Origin of the sequence: Anaerocolumna xylanovorans DSM 12503, assembly GCF_900143645.1 — a bacterium.
Lineage (GTDB): Bacteria > Bacillota > Clostridia > Lachnospirales > Lachnospiraceae > Anaerocolumna > Anaerocolumna xylanovorans.
The window spans coordinates 1-17,683 of sequence record NZ_FRFD01000003.1; the positions used below are offsets into that span (position 1 = coordinate 1).

Here is a 17,683-nt window from a genome sequence, read left to right on the forward strand (position 1 = left end):
GCTGGCCTTAAACCAGTACCCGCAGATGATATCATGCTAAAGAAATCCTTATTGAAACACTAATTATCAGCTGAAAATATGATACAGGCAGAGATTAGTCCATGAAAATGTAAATTCATCGTGTGGAACTTACTTTTACACAGTATTTTCCAGATGTCTGCTTTTTGTACGCAAAAAAAAGCTAAAAACAGTGTCCACAGTTCTATTATAGCTATATTAATTTAAAAGTAAATGTAATATTAACTAGTAAAATCAATAAAGTAGAGGTTGTGATTACAAAAAACTTCGCTGTAGTCTATAGGAATTTCGATTTACATTCAAGGTTACCTTTTTATTTTACAGGATATTTTTAAATACCACTTGACTTGGAGTTCACTCCAAGTGCTAAGCTATAAAAAAATAGATAATAATATAGTGGAAAGGAAGTGCGTGAATGAATACAAGGCAATGATGAAGGCAGCCTTAAATTTTGGAGTCACTCCGGTTGAAATAAAAGATGTGAAGCAATCCACGTAAAAATGGATGTAAAAGTAGCAGCAGAGGATTTAATCAAGATTGATGGATTATTAGAGAAATATCCAAATATTGGCCTAAGGTACAGCGCCAATGAAAACAAATTCGTAAAAAAGATTAAACAAAAAGGAGAAAAAATAATATGAATAATTTTGTATACGACATTCCTACCAGAGTTTATTTCGGAGAAAATCAGCTGGGAAACCTGGGTGCTGAATTAAGCAAATACGGTAAAAAGGTACTTATGACCTATGGCGGTGGTTCCATTAAGAAAATCGGTCTTTATGATAAGATTGTTGAGGAGATTCAAAAAGCAGGATTAGAGCTTTTTGAATTATCCGGAATTGACCCAAATCCGAGAGTGGCTTCCGTTAATGCAGGCGCTGATATCTGTAAGAAAGAAGATATTGACGTTCTTCTTGCAGTAGGCGGCGGTTCTGTACTGGATTGTACCAAATACATTGGTGCAGCAACCTATTATGATGGAGATGCATGGGATATCCTGCTTCAGAAGGTACCTGTAGACAACTGCCTTCCGGTAATTACTGTTCTGACACTGGCAGCAACGGGCTCTGAAATGGATGCAGGCGGCGTTATCAGCAATCCGGAAACAAAGGATAAAATCGGTCTGGTTTTCCCAGTAATGCAGCCAAAGGTTTCTTTCTTAGACCCAACTACTACTTACACGGTGAATAAATTCCACACAGCTTGTGGTGCAGCAGATATGCTGAATCACATTCTGGAAGTATATTTTAATATGGATCAGGATTTATATATGTTAGATTGTGTCATGGAAGGACTTATGAAGACCATCATCAAATATGCCCCTGTTGCTTTGGAGGAACCGGATAATTATGAAGCCCGTGCAAATTTAATGTGGACTTCTACCTGGGCAATCAATGGATTTGTCAATGGCGGAAAACGTCAGGCCTGGAGCTGTCATCCAATGGAGCATGAGCTGTCGGCTATCTATGACATTACCCATGGGCTCGGACTTGCAATCCTTACACCAAGATGGATGGAATATACGCTTAACGAAACTACCGTTTCCAAGTTCTATCAATTTGGAACCAATGTATTTGGCATTGATAAAAATTTAGCCCCCATGGAAGTGGCAAAGAAGAGTATTGAGATGATAAGTGATTTCTTATTTAGTACACTGGGACTTCAGAGTACCTTTACCGAAATTGGTATTGATGAGACGAATTTTGAAATTATGGCAAAGAAAGCCTGCATGGATAGCGTATTGCCGGGATTCAAGCCACTGAATCAGCAGGATATTGTTAATATATTTAAGATGTGTCTGTAAGAAAAGAATATATAGGAGAGAAGCGTTTAAATGAGCAAAATAGCAGTGGTATATTATTCCTATACCAATAATACAAAAAAAATAGCGGAAATGATTCAGAGTAAGACAGGCGCAGAGGTATTTCAGATAGAGACCGTTACACCTTATACAGGAAGTTATGATGAGGTGGTAAATCAGGCCCAGAAAGAAATTAATTCGGGCTTTAAGCCGCCAATTCAGTCATTAAAGATGCAGCTTGACCAATACGATACCGTCATTCTAGGTACGCCGGTATGGTGGTATACTATGGCGCCGGCAGTCTTTACATTTCTGTCGGAAGCAGATTTAAGCGGTAAAAAGATTATCCCTTTTGCCACAAATGCAGGATGGCTTGGACATACCTTTAAGGATATCAAGAAATTGTGTCCTGATTCGGAAGTAGTAAGCGGGATGAACATTGAATTTTCAAAAGAAATATTGAAAACATCAATAAAAGCTATAGAAAGTTGGATAGTAGGTTGAAAAATAAATTTTCCAACTACGAATTAGCGAATATTCAATCACGGATTGGATATTCAGGAAAGGCATGGTTATTAATATGACAATTACAGAAGTCGCTGAAAAGTACAATATTACAGCGGATACTTTAAGATACTATGAACGGATTGGTTTAATACCACCGGTACCAAGAAACAATAGCGGAATGCGTGATTATGATGAAGAGTCCTGTGGATGGGTTGAACTAATGCGCTGTATGAGAAAAGCAGGTGTACAGATTGAGGCATTGATAGAATATGTTGCATTATTCCGTCAGGGTGATTCTACGGTTGACGCTAGAAAACACATACTGAAAGAACAACGGAATCAATTGGCAGAAAAAATGGAAGATATACAGAAATCTCTGGAGCGTTTGGATAAAAAAATTGAACGGTATGAGCAGGGGTTAATGATAAAAGAGAAAGTTCTGCAGGATATGAGAGAAAAAGCAGCTGAAAAGTAGTTGCAGTACAGGATAATTGAATGGAGGTTTTAGAATTGAGACGTGAGAGCAATAACTTTCACGTCTTTTTTTATCAAACCACCAGAACACAAAAGCGAAAGGCAGCAGTATCAAAAGTCGTTAAAATACAAATAATCTAGTTTGTGTATATTACCTAAATCAGCAAAAGAATTTATAATAAATTCATAAATACATTTGAACTTAGGGAGGTAGCAAAATGAGTAAAAAGATAACAAAACTATTATCAATGTTTCTGTCGCTTATGCTTATTCTTACATTGGGGGTAGGATGCAATAAGAAAGATACATCTGATGAAAATGCAACGGGGGATAATAGTGAAATAACTACAAATGAGACAGCGGCCAATGACACAACTGCAAATGGGGATGAGCAGATTACATTAACCTTTTGGCATACTTATGGTGATGGTGAAGAGACACAGTTTAAAAATGTTGTTCTTCCTATGTGGGAAAAAGAGCATCCAAACATTAAAATTGATGCTGTAAGGCAAGACAGCAGTCAGTATCACCAGATGATTGTAACTGCATTTGGTACCGGACAGACTCCGGACATAGCAAGAATTGATATTGTTAACACAGCATCTTATGCCAATCAGGGCGGACTTGTTGCTTTGAATAATTTTGATGGTTTTGACGCGAACAAGGCAAATTTCCTTGATGGTCCATTATCAACCAATTTATACAACGGCAGTTATTATGGATTACCGCTTGATACCAACTGCAAGGCTGCGGTAGTGAATATGAATACCCTTGCATCGATTGGATTAAATCAGGTTCCGGCTACATTCGAGGAATTTTTATCAGCAGCTGAAAAATCAAAAACTCCTTTAATTAGTGTTTCCGGCGTTGGAGATTGGGACTTCTATCCTTATTTCTGGCTGTTTGGCGGTACTTTAACTGATCCTGAATTTAAGAAAGCAAGCGGTTATTTAGACAGTCAGGCAAGTATTGATGCTATCAATAAGTTAGTTGAATTAAACAAGAAAAAAATTCTGACAATCAAAGAGGTTGATGGAACAGCTGATGCATGGGATGGTATTAAGACCGGTGAATATGCAATGTTTTTTGAAGGTCCGTGGTTTTTTGGCTCCTATGAGGATAATCTTGCGCAGGGTATTCAAGCTGCTCTGATTCCTGCTTATAACGGCAAAAGTGCTTCAGTTGTAGGAGGTGAGAATATCGTAATGTTTAATAGCTCCAAACACCAGGATGCCGCTTATGAATTTCTGAAATTCATGACTTCGGAGGAAGTACAGTTAGCAATGCTGGATGTTGGACAGCTTCCGGTATTAAAGAGCTTAGTAACGAATGAGAAGGTTACCGGTAATCCGGTATGGTCAGTTTACATGAAGCAAGTAGAGACAGCGGGTGCCAGGATTCCTTCACCAAACCATGATGAAATCGGGGCAGTCTGGAGTAATGCAATGACTAATATTTTTGTAAACAAAGCCGATGTAAAGAGCGAGCTTGAGAGTGCTGCAGCTCAGATTGATGAATTATTAGCACAATAGATGGATGTGGGGTGCCACAACCTGATTTAACGAAAGGGTTGTGGCATGTTTTATGAAAGGGTGAGATTATGCCATATGACATTAAAAAGAGGAAATGGAAAAAGTACAGGAAGGGAATTTTAGCAGCGCTTCCTTTTATCACTCCGGGATTAGTGCTGGTTTGCATATTTGTCCTGTATCCCATGTTGTTTACCTTTAGAATTGCTTTCTCTGATTATCAGATTGTAAAGAGAGAGATAACGTGGATAGGGTTTGAGAATTTTATCTCTGTTCTTACCGCTAAGAATAGCAGCTTTTGGTATGCTATCCGTAACAATTTCTTATATGCATTTGTTACAACACCCTGCATTATCTTTTTGGGTATGTTCTTTGCGTATCTGATTAACAACTTAAGTAAAGGGAAAACAATATTCAAGGTGGGTTTCTATCTCCCGGTTATTACCTCCTGGGTTATCGTCGGTTTAGTATTTCAATATTTGTTTAATAGCAGTAACCGGGGCTTGATTAATTATGTAATTGTAGATGTACTGCATCTGACGAAGAATTATATACCATGGCTGCTTAGAGAGTGGACGGGTAATACGGCAATCTGGATTATGGGTATCTGGAAAAATACCGGTTGGGCTATGTTAATTTATACCGCAGCACTCCAGGGAATTTCAAAGGATCTTTATGAGGCGGCTTCCCTGGACGGCGCATCCTCCTGGCAAAGATTTAAAAGAATTGTGATTCCAATGGTAAAACCAACTACGTATTTTGTTCTTGTAAATATGGTGATTGGATCCTTCAACGTATTTATCCAGGTCATGCTCTTAACCTCGGGTAAGCCAAACGGTACAACCTCAGTGCTCCAATACCTGTTGTATGATAAGGCATTTAATCAGTTTAAATTTGGTGAAGCATCTGCCATCGGTCTTATGACAGCAATTACCATCATCATACTAACGGTTATCTTAAACCGGGGATTGAAATTGGATACAGTGGATAAGGAGGAAACCGTATGAGAAAATTTAAAGGCAAAAAAGCTACAGAACGTGTCGGGCAGGGCATCCTATGGATTTTCTTATTATTTGCGTTAGCGATATTTTCCGTACCTTATTTGTTCATGATATCAAACTCTTTTGAAAAGTTTAGCTTTTCGCTTCCGTTTCCGCCAAGAATTTTTCCGAAACAGATTATTTTTGATGCATACCGGTATATTTTAGGCTTGGATATTTTCACAGTTGCTTTTCGAAACAGTGTAATTAACACAGTACTTACCGTAGCGATTGAATTACTGGTTGCAACTTTATCGGCATATGGCTTTGCACGTATTAAGTTTCCGGGCAGGGAGGTACTTTTTAAAATTTATCTCTTAACTCTGATGGTACCCGGTTTTTTGAACATCATTCCGCAATTTATTACACTGGGTGCTATAAAGCTTCCGTTTCCGGGTCTTAAGGAGGGTCTTGTAGGAACAAGACCGGGATTAATACTGATTTATGTTGCTACCGGTATATGCGGACATACTTTTTTCTTACGCAATTTCTTTCGCGGCTTGCCAGATGCATTATCTGAATCGGTTATTATGGACGGCGGCACACATATGACTATTTTTACAAGAATTATGCTGCCATTATCAAAACCTGCGATCGGAACGATGACAATTTTTGCATTACAGGGAATATGGGAAGAATATTTTACAGCGAAAATACTGCTTGGTGCAAATGAAGCTATGATTACACTTCCAATGCTCTTACAAAGATTGAACGGAGAGCATGCCACCAGATGGGAATGGGTATTTGCAGCTTCGATTTTAATACAGATCCCTGTTATTATTTTGTTCATCCTGTTCCAAAGGAAAACAGTAATCGGTGGGCTTTCTGAAGGCTCAGTGAAACAATAAACAGCATAAGCGGAGGAACAAGTTATGAAGGAACATTTAGCATATGTAGATTGCTTTCCTGATAAAGCCCAATATTTAGAGGGTGAATTGGTAGGTATCCTACTGGAGGCAGAGAATCGGGAAAATATAATAGAAGTAGAATTCACAGTATCAGAACTAGACCGGATTTTATTTAGAAAAACGGTAAGAACATCAGAACTGATGGCAGGCGCTATCGCATATAAAATGTCATGTGAGCTGCCTGTTGGTAATTATGGAGTGGATGTAAAAGTTATCTATGCCGATTATACTATTCAAGTACATACCGCTTGTGATGTAGTGGAAACTTACGATTCCGTAATCCGGTATGGTTTTCTTACGGATTTTTCAGAGCAGGATAAGGAGGATGCCTCTGATATTAACTATGCAGTGAAGCTCCATCTGAATGCATTACAGTTTTATGACTGGATGTACCGTCATGATAAACTGGTCGCTGAGGAAGAAGAATACCTCGAGCCGTTAGGAAGAAAAATATCGTTGCAGACAATCAGAAATAAGATAAATCTTTGTAAACAGCACGGAATTCGCCCCTTTGCCTATGGTGCCGTATACGCGGCAAGTAAAGAAGCATATGCAAAGCACCCCTCCTGGGCTTTGTATAAAAAAGATAGGGAGGTCCTAAGTTTTGCTGATTGGCTTGTTTTCATGGATACCTCTAATGATGCGTCCTGGTGTAACTATATTATAGAGCAGTATGCTGATTCGGTAAAACGTTTAGGCTTTCAGGGAATCCATATGGACACCTACGGTTTCCCGAAATATGTATACAATGACAGGCAGGAAAGAGTATCATTAGCGGAAACATTTCCCGGGATGATAAAACTTGCAAAGCAGGCAGTGAAAGAGATTGATGACAAAGCCGGAGTGATATTTAACGCAGTAAATAACTGGCCGGTTGAATGTGTGGCGGCTTCGGAGCAGGATGCGACTTACATTGAAGTTTGGGCTCCCCATGTTACGTACCATCATTTATATACACTAATTCGTGAGGCAAAGTATCTTGGAGCCAGGCAGGTAATTCTGGCAGCTTATATGAAGCCCTTCACAGAGGCGAAGACAGAGGAGGAAATCTTGGCTGCGGAATATTCCTTGTTATTAACCAATGCGGTGATTCAGGCTTCAGGAGGATATCAATTAGTATTTGGGGAAACGAATTCTGTACTTAGTGACAGCTACTATGTAAACTATTCGAAATTAAGAGATGAATTCATTCCAAAAGTAAGATCCTATTGTGACTTTGCGGTTCGATATGGTAAACTCTTATATGACAAGGATGCTATGGATATATCAATGACGGCTGCAAATGGAATTAACGAGGATATTATTTTTACTTCGCTTAATGACAGCAACATTCAGTTTACTTCCAGCGGCAGAGAAGGCAAGATTTGGACTATCATCCGAGAAGCCAGGAAGTATCTGACGATTCAGATGATTAATCTAACCCAGATAAATGATTTGTGGAACCAGCCGAAAACCAAGCGGCCGGAAGCAGTATCCGGGATACAGGTTAATATACTGTTAGATACGGATATCAAGGGCGCTTTTATGGCATCACCGGATGATGGAACCTGTACGCCGATTAGATTGGAATATCGGCTGGAGCAAAAATCAAATGGTCAGCACGTAATTATTACAGTACCTAAATTGGAATTATGGAACATGATATGGATAGAACTTTCATAAGAGTGGAGGATATGGATGTTATTTTCATATAATACGGATATCTTGCCTAAGGTAAGAATGATAGGGAAAATTAATTATATCAATCCTTGGATACATTTTGAAAGAATCTCGAATGAATTTATCTTATATTTTATTCGGGAGGGCGAGATGTATCTGGAGGAGAATAAAATCCAGTACCATTTAAAGAAAGGCGATTATTTCCTTCTGGAACCGGATTTATGCCATAAGGGGTATAAGGAAGCTCCCTGCAGTTACTATTATGTGCATTTTAAACATCCAGACCTTAATAGGGTTGACCCCAAATCAGAAGAACAGGCAATTACCGGCATTATCGAAAAGAGGAAGACCTCACTTCTTAGCTATAATTTAGATGAGTCGGACCCAACCGATCCTTATGCAATAATAAATAAGAGTGACAGCATAGCAGATTATCAGGATTACAAAGGTGTTTTGAATATTGCTGTCAGCATTTATAACCGAAGAGAAGAACACTATAAACGTCTGTCATCGGTAGAATTTCACCGGTTTTTAATGAAAATCGCCCATGAATTCGTTCTGAATAATGTAACACATACTGCGGGCACGGCAATAAAAAAATCCATTCTGAAGGTGGATGGAATATTAAATTATTTAAACAGTAATTATATGAATAAAATCTCCAGTAATCAGATTGAAGAACTGTATGAAGTGAATTTCGATTATATTAATCGGGTGTTCTCGGAACAAACCGGGCATACGATATTTCAATATTTAAACTCAATAAGAATTAACCATGCCAAAGAATTAATCAGTACAACGAATCTTAACTTTAATGAAATTGCGTATCTTACCGGAATTGAGGACCAGTATTATTTTTCTAAAATCTTTAAAAAATATTGCGGAATAACACCTACCCAATATTATGAAACTATGAAAAGTAAAACGATAAATCAGTGACAGTTTTGCTGAGTAAACATCAATAAGAAGAAAGAGATTGACAAATATTTTAATGGTCTTGACTTTCTTAACCATTGAACATTTTATTTCTATTAATGGTATAATTGTTTAAACGGTTAAAGCTATAATTCTATGGAGGAAGAAAGTTGGATATTATAAAAGCAATGGAAGTGAGACATTCGGTCAGGCAGTATCTGGATAGGAAAATACCAGGAGATATCATTGAAGAACTAAAGAAAGAAATTGAAATCTGTAATCAGGAAGCCGGACTTCACATTCAGCTTGTTACGGATGAAAAAGATGCTTTCAGCGGAATGATGGCACACTATGGAAAGTTTGATGGAGTTCAAAATTATATAGCACTGATAGGAACAAAGGGAAAAAAGCTGGATGAAACGATTGGATATTATGGTGAACGAATTGTATTAAAAGCACAGCAGTTAGGGTTGGATACCTGTTGGGTGGCTATGACATTCAGTAAAAGAAAGTGCAGGGTAAAGATAAACAAGGGAGAAAAAATGGTGTGTGTTCTTTCTCTTGGCTATGGAAAAACACAAGGGATTTCTCATAAAAGTAAAGATATCAGGGAATTATGTGATTTTGAAGGGGATATGCCTGACTGGTTCAAAAGAGGGATGGAAGCTGCAGTACTTGCACCTACCGCAATGAATCAGCAGAAGTTTATGATTTCCTTGAAGAATGATACAGTCAGTGCAAAGAAAACAGGCGGTTTTTATTCCAATGTTGATCTTGGGATTGTGAAGTATCATTTTGAAATTGGGTCTGGAAGAGGATTAATTTAACGTAGGAAGAAAAAAGCAGGGTAAAGCTTGTGCTTACCTTAATAATATTATAGATATCAACAAATAGAAAAGTGTCAGAACCTTTGTATGGGGTTCTGACACTTTTCTGCCTGAAGGTTTTAATCTGAAAACAGAGCCTTGTATTCGGAAATGCTCACGGTCCTCCCTTTATCTGTTAACTTAATGACTTCCGCTTCAAGGACAATATTTTCTTCCTTTAACAGCAGCCTGATAATCTTATCTGTAAAAGCCTTATCCCAGTGAAAATGGTTTGCCAATGTATGAACACCGGCTTCCTGGGCTTCTTCATCACTTCCTTCATGATTATATAAATGAAACAGAAGTGTTTTTTTGCTGAAGTCTAATTTCTGTCTGCTGCGCCTTTTTAAGGAACTTACCAATCCTCTGCGGGGAGCAGTTATGAACACTATGAAGAATACAAGCCCTGTCATTACTGCCATGCTGCCGGATATAGAAACATCAAAGAATACTGCCAGGTAAAAGCCAAGGATACCATTTACAGCTCCTATCATTGCACTAAGTATCAGCATATGCTTCAAATTATCCGTCAACAGATAGGCTGTAACAGGCGGGCCAATCATAAAAGCAACTACCAGTACGGAACCGACTGCTTCAAAAGCGCCTACTGTTGTCATGGAGACAAGCATCATAAGTCCATAATGGATAAGAGCGGGAGAGAATCCAAGAACGGCAGCCAGCATTGGATCAAAGGTCACGACTTTTAATTCTTTAAAAAAGGTGATAATAAATGCAAGGTTGATAATTAATAAAGCCAGGGTACTATAAATTGCTTTTGCACCGATATCGTACCCGAATACCACCATACGGTTAAAAGGAGCGAAGGCAAGTTCGCCAAGCAGGACAGAATCCGTATCAAGATGGACGGAGCCGGCATATCTGGTTATCAATATAATTGCAATGGAAAATAGAAATGGAAATACAATACCGATGGCGGCATCTTCCGAAAGCAGCTTCGTCCGGTTTAAGGTTTCCGTAAGCCATACAGTTGCCAGGCCTATTAAGGCGGCACCAAGTATCAGGAACGGAGAGGATAGATCATGGGTCAGGAAAAAGGCAAGGACAATACCCAAAAGAATAGTGTGGGTAATGGAGTCCGACATCATTGACATTTTCCGCAAAACCAGGAATACGCCAGGCAGAGAGCAGGCTACGGCAACAATTACAGCAATCAGCTGGATTTCAAATTGTGGGGACATCAGGCTCACCTCCTTCATTTTGTAAAAGCTGTTTCAGGTTTCTTCTGTGTATTACTTTCTGGAGAATACCTCTTCCCGGTGCAAACAGTACACTGAATATAACAAAGCAGCTGATAAAAACTACAATGGCAGGTCCGGTAGGAAGCTTTGCCGTAAGGGAACTGGCGGCCGTGCCTAAAATACCGGATATTCCACCGAAGAGAGCGGAAAGGACTGCCATAATCCAAAATTTATTGGTCCATTGCCTTGCCGCAACAGCGGGGGCAATCAACATAGCACTCATAAGAATAACGCCTACGGTCTGCAACCCGATAATAATTGTCATGACAATCATAAAAGATAATAACAGGTTTAATTTATGTGCTGGGAAACCAAGACTCCTGGCATATTCCGAATCAAAGATAAAAAGCTTAAATTCTTTCCAGAATAAAAGAATCAGGGTAAGCAGTACTACACCGCAGATTACCATAAAATAAACATCTTTTTGCAGTAAGGTGGATGCCTGCCCGAAGATAAACCGCTTTAATCCCGCCTGATTGGAGTTGGGAATCTTCTGCACATAGGTCAGGAGCACAAGACCGGCTCCAAAAAATACCGACATGACGAGGGCAAGGGCGCTGTCAAATTTAATCCGTGTGTGCTTTACAATACTGATTATGAATAAAGTGGCAATAAGCCCTGAAAGCAATGCTCCGAGAAGAAGTACCTCTGTATCCTTGGAACCGGTCAGTACAAATGCCATTACGACCCCGGGAAGTGCCGCATGGGATACTCCGTCCCCAAGAAGGCTCTGTTTGCGAAGCACGGCAAAGCTTCCTAAAACACCGCTGATTAATCCCAGGATGGCAGAACCCAGGGCGACTGTCTGAAAGGTATAGTCTTTTAGCAGATAAATAAGATTTTCCATAAGAATCCTTCCTCCCTAAACCACACTCTTTAATAAGTTACAGGTACTGCGGTAAGCCTTTTTCAGGTTCTGTTCGTGGAAAACTTCTTCCACCGGTCCGCTGGCAATTACTTTGATATTGATCAGAGTGACCCAGTCAAAATATTCCGGAACGGTCTGTAAATCATGATGTACCACCACTACGGTTTTACCGGATTCCTTTAGTTCTTTTAATAATATTACAATAGCTTTTTCCGTCTGGACATCGACGCCTTTAAAGGGTTCATCCATAAAGTAGATATCGGCAGTCTGCATTAAGGCTCTTGCCAAAAAGACTCTTTGCTGCTGACCGCCGGACAACTGGCTGATTTGACGTGAAGCGTAATCCTCCATGCCGACTTTTCGTAAACTTTGCATCGCTGCCTCCCTGTCTATTTTACCGGGGCGTTTTATGAATCCCAGCCTGCCATAACACCCCATAAGTACAATATCCAGTACAGTTGCGGGGAAATCCCAGTCTACGCTGCCGCTTTGGGGAACATAGGCGACCTTATTCTTTAATTTACGAAGACTGTTGTCTGTTTCCTGGAAGAAACGTACTGTTCCCGATACCGGAACTAAAAGTCCCAGCATAGCTTTTAATAGTGTAGTTTTACCGGCTCCGTTGGGACCTATGACTGCCATTAATTTACCCCGGGGAATATCTAAATCAATATCCCATAGAACCGGTTTTGCATCATAAGCAACGGTTAAATCCTCTATTTGAACGGCATAATCTGATTTGTTTAATTCCATATGCATAACCCTCCTTTATATTGTGAACTTTATTTTAAAGCTTTTACAATAGTATCAATATTAGCTCTTACGGTCAGAATGTAGGTTTCGGCACCAGAGTCTTTACCGCCTAAGGAATCGGAGTAAAGTTCTCCTCCTATACTGACATCAAAACCCTTTGCCTTGACTGCAGCCTGTAAGGCTTCAATAGTTTTAGGCGGTACGGAAGATTCCACGAATATTGCTTTTATTTTGCGTTCGGTAATAAAACCGGCTAAACTGCTGACATCAGCAGTCCCAGCTTCGGCATCGGTACTGATACCCTGTAATCCTTTTACTTCAAAACCGTAAGCTCTGCCGAAATAATTAAAGGCATCGTGGGCTGTTATCAGGACCCTTTGTTCCTTAGGGATTTCATTAACCTTATCTTTGATGTAGGTGTCCAGATCATCCAATTCTACCAGATACTCCTCAAGGTTATTGGCGTAATCCTCCCCATGGGGCGGATCAGCTGCAGATAATTTATCGGCCACGGTCTTCGCAGCGTCCTTCCAGAGAGAAACGTCAAACCAGATATGGGGATCGTGTATGGAAGTATCATTCTCCCAGGATAACAGATCCTCTTCATTAAGTCCGTCTTCTATGCATATTACGGTACGGCCTCGGTCCGTGAGGGATTCAAAGATTTCTCCCATTTTGCCTTCCAAATGCAGGCCGTTGTACACAACAACATCTGCGTTTTGCATCAATGTAACATCTCCGGCACTTGCCTGATATAGATGGGGATCAATACCGGGCCCCATAAGTCCGTTTACCGTGACATGTTCTCCGCCGATAATTCCTGAAAGATCAGCCAGCATGGTAGTGGTTGCTACAATGTTTAAAGTATCCGCAGTTTCTTTCGGTTCGGTTTTTTGGCAGCTGGTTAAGAATAAGACTGCTATAATACTTAAACTGAATAAAATTTTAAAATTTCTAATCATGAAAATCCTCCATTCATTAAACTGATATAAACATAAGTCTTAAATTACATATTCTCTTGTGTTAATCTGAACCCTTTATAGGGTTTAATAGTCAGCAGAGGTTTATTGCGTCCCAGCTGATCAAAAGTTCATAATTTAGGCATGCCTAAATTAATTTTAATTATAAACCTAAATTATATAAAATGCAAGTGATTATCAATATCAATTAAAAAATAAAAATACCTTATTGGCAGTCAGGCCACTCTGCGTTATTATGTAGCGGTACTAAACGTTGTTAAGTACCTATATGGATATGATGGGACTTTTTAAGAGAATGAACACAAATTTTAAGAAATGACGAGGAGAAAGAATTATGAGCTTTAGCAATGAAACTAATTTCATTTATCTATCCACTTCTCTGCTTTATGGGAAAATGCTAATTTTAAAAGTAGTGGTGTGATGACCGTTGTCAGTAAAACAACAAGAATGGTCGGAATAAAGACTTCTTGTGTAATGATGCCGTTCTGTACGCCTATATTGGCAGTTATAATAGCTACTTCACCGCGGGAGATCATGCCGATACCAATCTGAAGGGATTCGCTGTGTTTCATTTTGAAAAACCGTGCCGCACAGCCGCAGCCTATTACTTTGCCTGTTACGGCAACAAGGAACATTACAATTGCAATTAAAAGAACTTTTGCTGTGATTCCATCAAGGGTCACAGATAGCCCGACGCTTGCGAAAAATATCGGCGAGAGAAATCCGGATGAAATAGTTTTTATACCACGTTCCAGGTAGTTCCTTCGTTCTGTTCTGGAAAGCAATAATCCAAAAAGGTAAGCTCCGGTTATGGCAGCGATACCTAAATGTTCCGCAGTAAATGCAATTAGCAAAGCACTTGCAATTGAGAAAGCTAACTGTGATTTTCCGGAGGAAATCTTAGAAGCAAGTGTGTTTATGTGTTTAGGCAAATAAATAGCCGCAAGGGTGAAACACAGAAAAAACACCATAATTCCTGCTATGGTAAAAATAACTGATCTACCAGAGCCTTTATCAACAGATAACAGAACGGATATTAACATAAGACCCAGGATATCATCGATAACTGCGGCCCCAAGAATGTTTATTCCAACTCTCGAATGCAATTTTCCAAGTTCGTTAAGTGTTTCTACGGTAATGCTTACGCTTGTGGCAGTAAAGACAATGCCGATAAAAATATTTTCAAGGATATTGCTGTAAAATAGAAAGGCACACAAAGAGCCAAGAATCAGCGGTACAAAAACGCCCAATACGGCTATTACTGCTGAGGTTTTTCCTGATTTCCTGAATTGGTCAAAATCGGTCTCAAGACCGGCATGGAACATTAGCAGGATTACGCCGATATTGGCTAACAATTTTATATTGTCGTCATATGGAACGGCGTTAAAAACCATAGGTCCCAGAATCACACCTGCCAGTAAAGCACCCAATACTTCAGGCATTTTAAATTTTTCAATAATCATACCCCCTAATTTGGTTGCTATCAGCACTAATGCAATTGAAAGTAAAGCGTTCTCCATCTGTTTCTCCTCCAAATAAATAAAAAGTGGAAAGTCCCTAAAAGGACTTCCCACCCAAGAAGTTCGTTCTTGAAAACGATATTAAGAAATACCGTCCAACCGATTCGTTATCATTATTTTTTGTATTCTACCATAACTTTATATTCCTGTCAAATAATTAAGAAGGATATTGGAGGAAATAAGGTTTTCAGCTCTGCCGGTGTGCCGTTAGCGATTATATGGCCTTTATGGAAAATGGCAATTACATCAGCTATCAAGACCTGCCGTAGTTCATTCCCTAAAAGAGTACATTTGCTTTTATTTCTATGTTTGGCATATAATATAATAGAAAGTTCATACTTGCATAAAGAGAGAAGTGAGTATAACGAAAAGGTTAAAAACAATATTACTTTAAGTGGGAGAACTTCCAAGTGAAAAAAATTCTTGTAATTGATGATGAGATTGCAATCAGGGATCTGATTGAATTGGTGCTAAAAAGAGAAAATTATCAGGTAAAGACTGCTGAAAACGGTGCTATTGGACTTATGGAGATTGACGCTTTCCATCCGGATTTGGTTTTGCTTGATTTAATGCTGCCTGATTACTCCGGCTACGATCTTTGCAGGGAAATTGTAAAAAAGTCTACTATTCCCATTATCATGCTATCGGCAAAGAACGAAACCATTGATAAAGTGTTAGGGCTTGAGCTTGGAGCAGAAGATTATATGACAAAGCCTTTTGATAATAGAGAACTTATAGCCAGGATCAAAGTTGTACTAAGAAGACATGAACCGAGTGATCAGATTAAAACCGATAAGATGGAACCAATTGTATGTGGAGAACTGGAAATTGATCTGGAAACAAAAAGGGTGTTAAAGGAGGGAAATCAAATTTCCCTGACAGCAAAAGAATTTAAGATTCTTGAAACTCTTTCAAAAAGACCCAAAAAGATTTTTACCAGAGATGAACTCTTGGAAATTGTATGGGGGTACGATTATTTAGGTGACAGCCGGAGTGTTGATATGACAATTATGCGGCTTAGAAAGAAATTGGAAGATGATTCTGAGAACCCGAGATATGTAAGGACCATTTATGGATTTGGCTACCAGTTTGGAGGTGACTCTCTTTGAAGTATGCAACCAGGCTTCTTTTGAGTTACTTATTTTTCTCTGTATTATCCTTTTCCATTATTATTATCTCGGTTAATAAAGCCATTGATTATTATAGCTTTGTGACAATAGAGAAACAGATGATGGAAAAGGCGGATATTTGTGAGCTGTCTTTTAGAGAAGTACTTACAAGGTACGAAAAATCAACCGATCAGGTACAACCTTCCCATGTGGCAAAGGATGTCCTCGAAGTTTTAAAAGCTTCAGGAAGGGAAGTTAGAATCTATGATAATAACAGGAAGCTTTTAGGGCTGGCGGTGAACGGAATCTTAGTAAATAACGGCTCTCCTAAGATTTTTGAAGGAAATATAGGAAATGCCTTGAAGGGAAACTATTCTTATACTGTCACAAATAATGGTCTGATTTATTTTGCAATACCTGTTCAGGATAAATATTACCAAAATGCTTACGTTTTTGAGATAGTGGAAAATATATCTTATTTTTACGAAATCATGGACAAGATCAGGTATATATTATTGATTGGCGCAGGCGGGTTTACTTTTTTGATAATTCTTTCAAGTTTGTACATTGCCCGTAAAACAACAAAGCCGATTAAATATCTTCTTGGGGCTACGGAAAAGTTCTCCAGACAGCAATTTGAACAGGTCGAATTAAACAGGAAAGATGAGCTGGGGATGCTTGCGGCAGGATTAAACCAGATGGGTACGAAATTAAATGACTATATTCAGTATCAAAAGCAGTTTGTTTCCAATGTATCTCATGAGCTCAAAACACCCCTTGCCGCAATTCGGGGTTTCTCTCAATATTTATACGAGGGTGAAAATGAGGATGAGGACTTAAAAAAGATCTATTTTCATCTGGTAAATGAATCGGAACGCCTTACAAAGCTCATTAATGAGCTGCTGATTCTTTCTAAATTTGATAAAGCAGCACAACAGCTTAGTACGGAAAAGGAAGATTTATCGGAATTAACCTATAGTGTTGTTCAAGAGATGAAGCCAAAAGCAAAAAAAAGAGAAATAACGATAGAAGCAGATTTGGGAAAGGGAGTTTTGGCTGACGTAAATAAGATATTGATGACACATGCAATTGCGAATATTTTAGATAATGCTATAAAATACTCAAATATAGGAGGGAATATCAAAGTAGAGACTTCTGCCGGTCAAAATGAAGCAGTTATAAAAATAAGTGATCAGGGCATTGGGATTGATAAGAGTGACCTTTCTTTGGTACAGGAAAGATTTTATAGGGCAGGAAATTCAAATATTGCTAAAGGTTCCGGGCTGGGACTTTCTCTTTGCAGAGAGATTGTAGAAAAGTTTAATGGCCGGTTAATCCTGGAAAGTGAGATTGGAGTCGGAACTACCGTTTCACTTTTACTTCCCTTGGCGTAATGTTACAAGAATGATACAAGTTTGTTATTACTCTGATAAAAGTATTCTCTATAATGACACTGTAACATAAATAAATGAATTAA

At 38.9% G+C, this 17,683-nt stretch carries 18 protein-coding genes and 1 other annotated feature; of the genes, 13 read left to right on the forward strand and 5 right to left on the reverse strand.

All coding sequences use genetic code 11. The annotated features are described in order from the left end of the window. Positions 1-381: 381 nt before the first annotated feature. From BUF11_RS24625 to BUF11_RS00055, 11 genes are all read left to right on the forward strand, one after another. Positions 382-516: a carboxymuconolactone decarboxylase family protein gene (locus BUF11_RS24625; protein WP_242952285.1), complete on the forward strand. Its 135-nt coding sequence runs from the start codon at positions 382-384 to the stop codon at positions 514-516. A 2-nt stretch (positions 517-518) separates the two neighbouring features. Beyond that, on the forward strand, positions 519-659 hold the full coding sequence (locus BUF11_RS24190; RefSeq protein WP_175561956.1) for a hypothetical protein: 141 nt from the start codon (positions 519-521) through the stop codon (positions 657-659). Beyond that, positions 656-1,822, forward strand: a complete 1,167-nt coding sequence (locus BUF11_RS00015; protein WP_073586777.1) for an iron-containing alcohol dehydrogenase — start codon at positions 656-658, stop codon at positions 1,820-1,822. The genes BUF11_RS24190 and BUF11_RS00015 overlap by 4 nt, the downstream gene beginning before the upstream one ends. A gap of 30 nt (positions 1,823-1,852) precedes the next feature. Beyond that, complete coding sequence (locus tag BUF11_RS00020) at positions 1,853-2,323, forward strand: flavodoxin (RefSeq protein ID WP_073586778.1); 471 nt, start codon at positions 1,853-1,855, stop codon at positions 2,321-2,323. A 76-nt stretch (positions 2,324-2,399) separates the two neighbouring features. After that, complete coding sequence (locus tag BUF11_RS00025; protein ID WP_073587828.1) at positions 2,400-2,801, forward strand: MerR family transcriptional regulator; 402 nt, start codon at positions 2,400-2,402, stop codon at positions 2,799-2,801. 217 nt (positions 2,802-3,018) lie between these two features. After that, complete coding sequence (locus BUF11_RS00030) at positions 3,019-4,332, forward strand: extracellular solute-binding protein (RefSeq protein WP_073586779.1); 1,314 nt, start codon at positions 3,019-3,021, stop codon at positions 4,330-4,332. A 68-nt stretch (positions 4,333-4,400) separates the two neighbouring features. Continuing rightward, positions 4,401-5,336, forward strand: coding sequence for a carbohydrate ABC transporter permease (locus BUF11_RS00035; protein ID WP_084558375.1), 936 nt, complete (start codon positions 4,401-4,403; stop codon positions 5,334-5,336). Next, on the forward strand, positions 5,333-6,217 hold the full coding sequence (locus BUF11_RS00040; RefSeq protein WP_073586781.1) for a carbohydrate ABC transporter permease: 885 nt from the start codon (positions 5,333-5,335) through the stop codon (positions 6,215-6,217). Before BUF11_RS00035 ends, BUF11_RS00040 begins: the two co-directional genes overlap by 4 nt. Positions 6,218-6,241: 24 nt before the next feature. Beyond that, positions 6,242-7,939 (forward strand): glycoside hydrolase family 66 protein, encoded by a 1,698-nt coding sequence (locus BUF11_RS00045; RefSeq protein ID WP_073586782.1) that lies wholly within the window; start codon positions 6,242-6,244, stop codon positions 7,937-7,939. Between the two features lie 15 nt (positions 7,940-7,954). Beyond that, on the forward strand, positions 7,955-8,875 hold the full coding sequence (locus BUF11_RS00050; protein WP_073586783.1) for an AraC family transcriptional regulator: 921 nt from the start codon (positions 7,955-7,957) through the stop codon (positions 8,873-8,875). 146 nt (positions 8,876-9,021) lie between these two features. Next, the gene (locus BUF11_RS00055; RefSeq protein WP_073586784.1) at positions 9,022-9,678 is read left to right on the forward strand and encodes a nitroreductase family protein; all 657 of its coding nucleotides are present in this window, start codon (positions 9,022-9,024) and stop codon (positions 9,676-9,678) included. A gap of 119 nt (positions 9,679-9,797) precedes the next feature. Here the strand turns inward: BUF11_RS00055 and BUF11_RS00060 are convergent, their stop codons facing one another. From BUF11_RS00060 to BUF11_RS00080, 5 genes are all read right to left on the reverse strand, one after another. Beyond that, positions 9,798-10,916: a metal ABC transporter permease gene (locus BUF11_RS00060; protein ID WP_073586785.1), complete on the reverse strand. Its 1,119-nt coding sequence runs from the start codon at positions 10,914-10,916 to the stop codon at positions 9,798-9,800. Further along, a complete protein-coding gene (locus BUF11_RS00065; RefSeq protein WP_073586786.1) occupies positions 10,900-11,823 on the reverse strand; it encodes a metal ABC transporter permease in 924 nt (307 codons plus the stop codon). Before BUF11_RS00065 ends, BUF11_RS00060 begins: the two co-directional genes overlap by 17 nt. Positions 11,824-11,838: 15 nt before the next feature. After that, positions 11,839-12,597: a metal ABC transporter ATP-binding protein gene (locus BUF11_RS00070; RefSeq protein WP_073586787.1), complete on the reverse strand. Its 759-nt coding sequence runs from the start codon at positions 12,595-12,597 to the stop codon at positions 11,839-11,841. Positions 12,598-12,626: 29 nt separating this feature from the next. Continuing rightward, the gene (locus BUF11_RS00075; protein ID WP_073586788.1) at positions 12,627-13,559 is read right to left on the reverse strand and encodes a metal ABC transporter solute-binding protein, Zn/Mn family; all 933 of its coding nucleotides are present in this window, start codon (positions 13,557-13,559) and stop codon (positions 12,627-12,629) included. A 377-nt stretch (positions 13,560-13,936) separates the two neighbouring features. Then, positions 13,937-15,097: a cation:proton antiporter gene (locus BUF11_RS00080; protein ID WP_073586789.1), complete on the reverse strand. Its 1,161-nt coding sequence runs from the start codon at positions 15,095-15,097 to the stop codon at positions 13,937-13,939. 44 nt (positions 15,098-15,141) lie between these two features. Then, positions 15,142-15,198: a sequence feature (sodium ion sensor (DUF1646 type); this cis-regulatory element may regulate processes involved in with the transportation of sodium ions), on the reverse strand. Positions 15,199-15,507: 309 nt separating this feature from the next. Between BUF11_RS00080 and BUF11_RS00090 the strand changes: the two genes are divergently transcribed. Together BUF11_RS00090 and BUF11_RS00095 are read left to right on the forward strand one after the other, a co-directional pair. Further along, positions 15,508-16,206, forward strand: coding sequence for a response regulator transcription factor (locus tag BUF11_RS00090; protein ID WP_073586791.1), 699 nt, complete (start codon positions 15,508-15,510; stop codon positions 16,204-16,206). Then, entirely contained in the window at positions 16,203-17,600 is a 1,398-nt protein-coding gene (locus BUF11_RS00095; RefSeq protein WP_175561957.1) for a sensor histidine kinase, read from the forward strand. The genes BUF11_RS00090 and BUF11_RS00095 overlap by 4 nt, the downstream gene beginning before the upstream one ends. Positions 17,601-17,683: the final 83 nt, after the last annotated feature.

Bases quoted from the DNA above. Each gene is read 5' to 3' on its own strand.
- BUF11_RS00065 (WP_073586786.1), bottom strand. From the start codon at position 11,823: ATGGAAAATCTTATTTATCTGCTAAAAGACTATACCTTTCAGACAGTC.
- BUF11_RS00025 (WP_073587828.1), top strand. From the start codon at position 2,400: ATGACAATTACAGAAGTCGCTGAAAAGTACAATATTACAGCGGATACT.
- BUF11_RS00060 (WP_073586785.1), bottom strand. From the start codon at position 10,916: ATGTCCCCACAATTTGAAATCCAGCTGATTGCTGTAATTGTTGCCGTA.
- BUF11_RS00030 (WP_073586779.1), top strand. From the start codon at position 3,019: ATGAGTAAAAAGATAACAAAACTATTATCAATGTTTCTGTCGCTTATG.
- BUF11_RS00015 (WP_073586777.1), top strand. From the start codon at position 656: ATGAATAATTTTGTATACGACATTCCTACCAGAGTTTATTTCGGAGAA.
- BUF11_RS00020 (WP_073586778.1), top strand. From the start codon at position 1,853: ATGAGCAAAATAGCAGTGGTATATTATTCCTATACCAATAATACAAAA.
- BUF11_RS00075 (WP_073586788.1), bottom strand. From the start codon at position 13,559: ATGATTAGAAATTTTAAAATTTTATTCAGTTTAAGTATTATAGCAGTC.
- BUF11_RS24190 (WP_175561956.1), top strand. From the start codon at position 519: ATGGATGTAAAAGTAGCAGCAGAGGATTTAATCAAGATTGATGGATTA.
- BUF11_RS00040 (WP_073586781.1), top strand. From the start codon at position 5,333: ATGAGAAAATTTAAAGGCAAAAAAGCTACAGAACGTGTCGGGCAGGGC.
- BUF11_RS00045 (WP_073586782.1), top strand. From the start codon at position 6,242: ATGAAGGAACATTTAGCATATGTAGATTGCTTTCCTGATAAAGCCCAA.
- BUF11_RS00050 (WP_073586783.1), top strand. From the start codon at position 7,955: ATGTTATTTTCATATAATACGGATATCTTGCCTAAGGTAAGAATGATA.
- BUF11_RS00070 (WP_073586787.1), bottom strand. From the start codon at position 12,597: ATGGAATTAAACAAATCAGATTATGCCGTTCAAATAGAGGATTTAACC.
- BUF11_RS00035 (WP_084558375.1), top strand. From the start codon at position 4,401: ATGCCATATGACATTAAAAAGAGGAAATGGAAAAAGTACAGGAAGGGA.
- BUF11_RS00080 (WP_073586789.1), bottom strand. From the start codon at position 15,097: ATGGAGAACGCTTTACTTTCAATTGCATTAGTGCTGATAGCAACCAAA.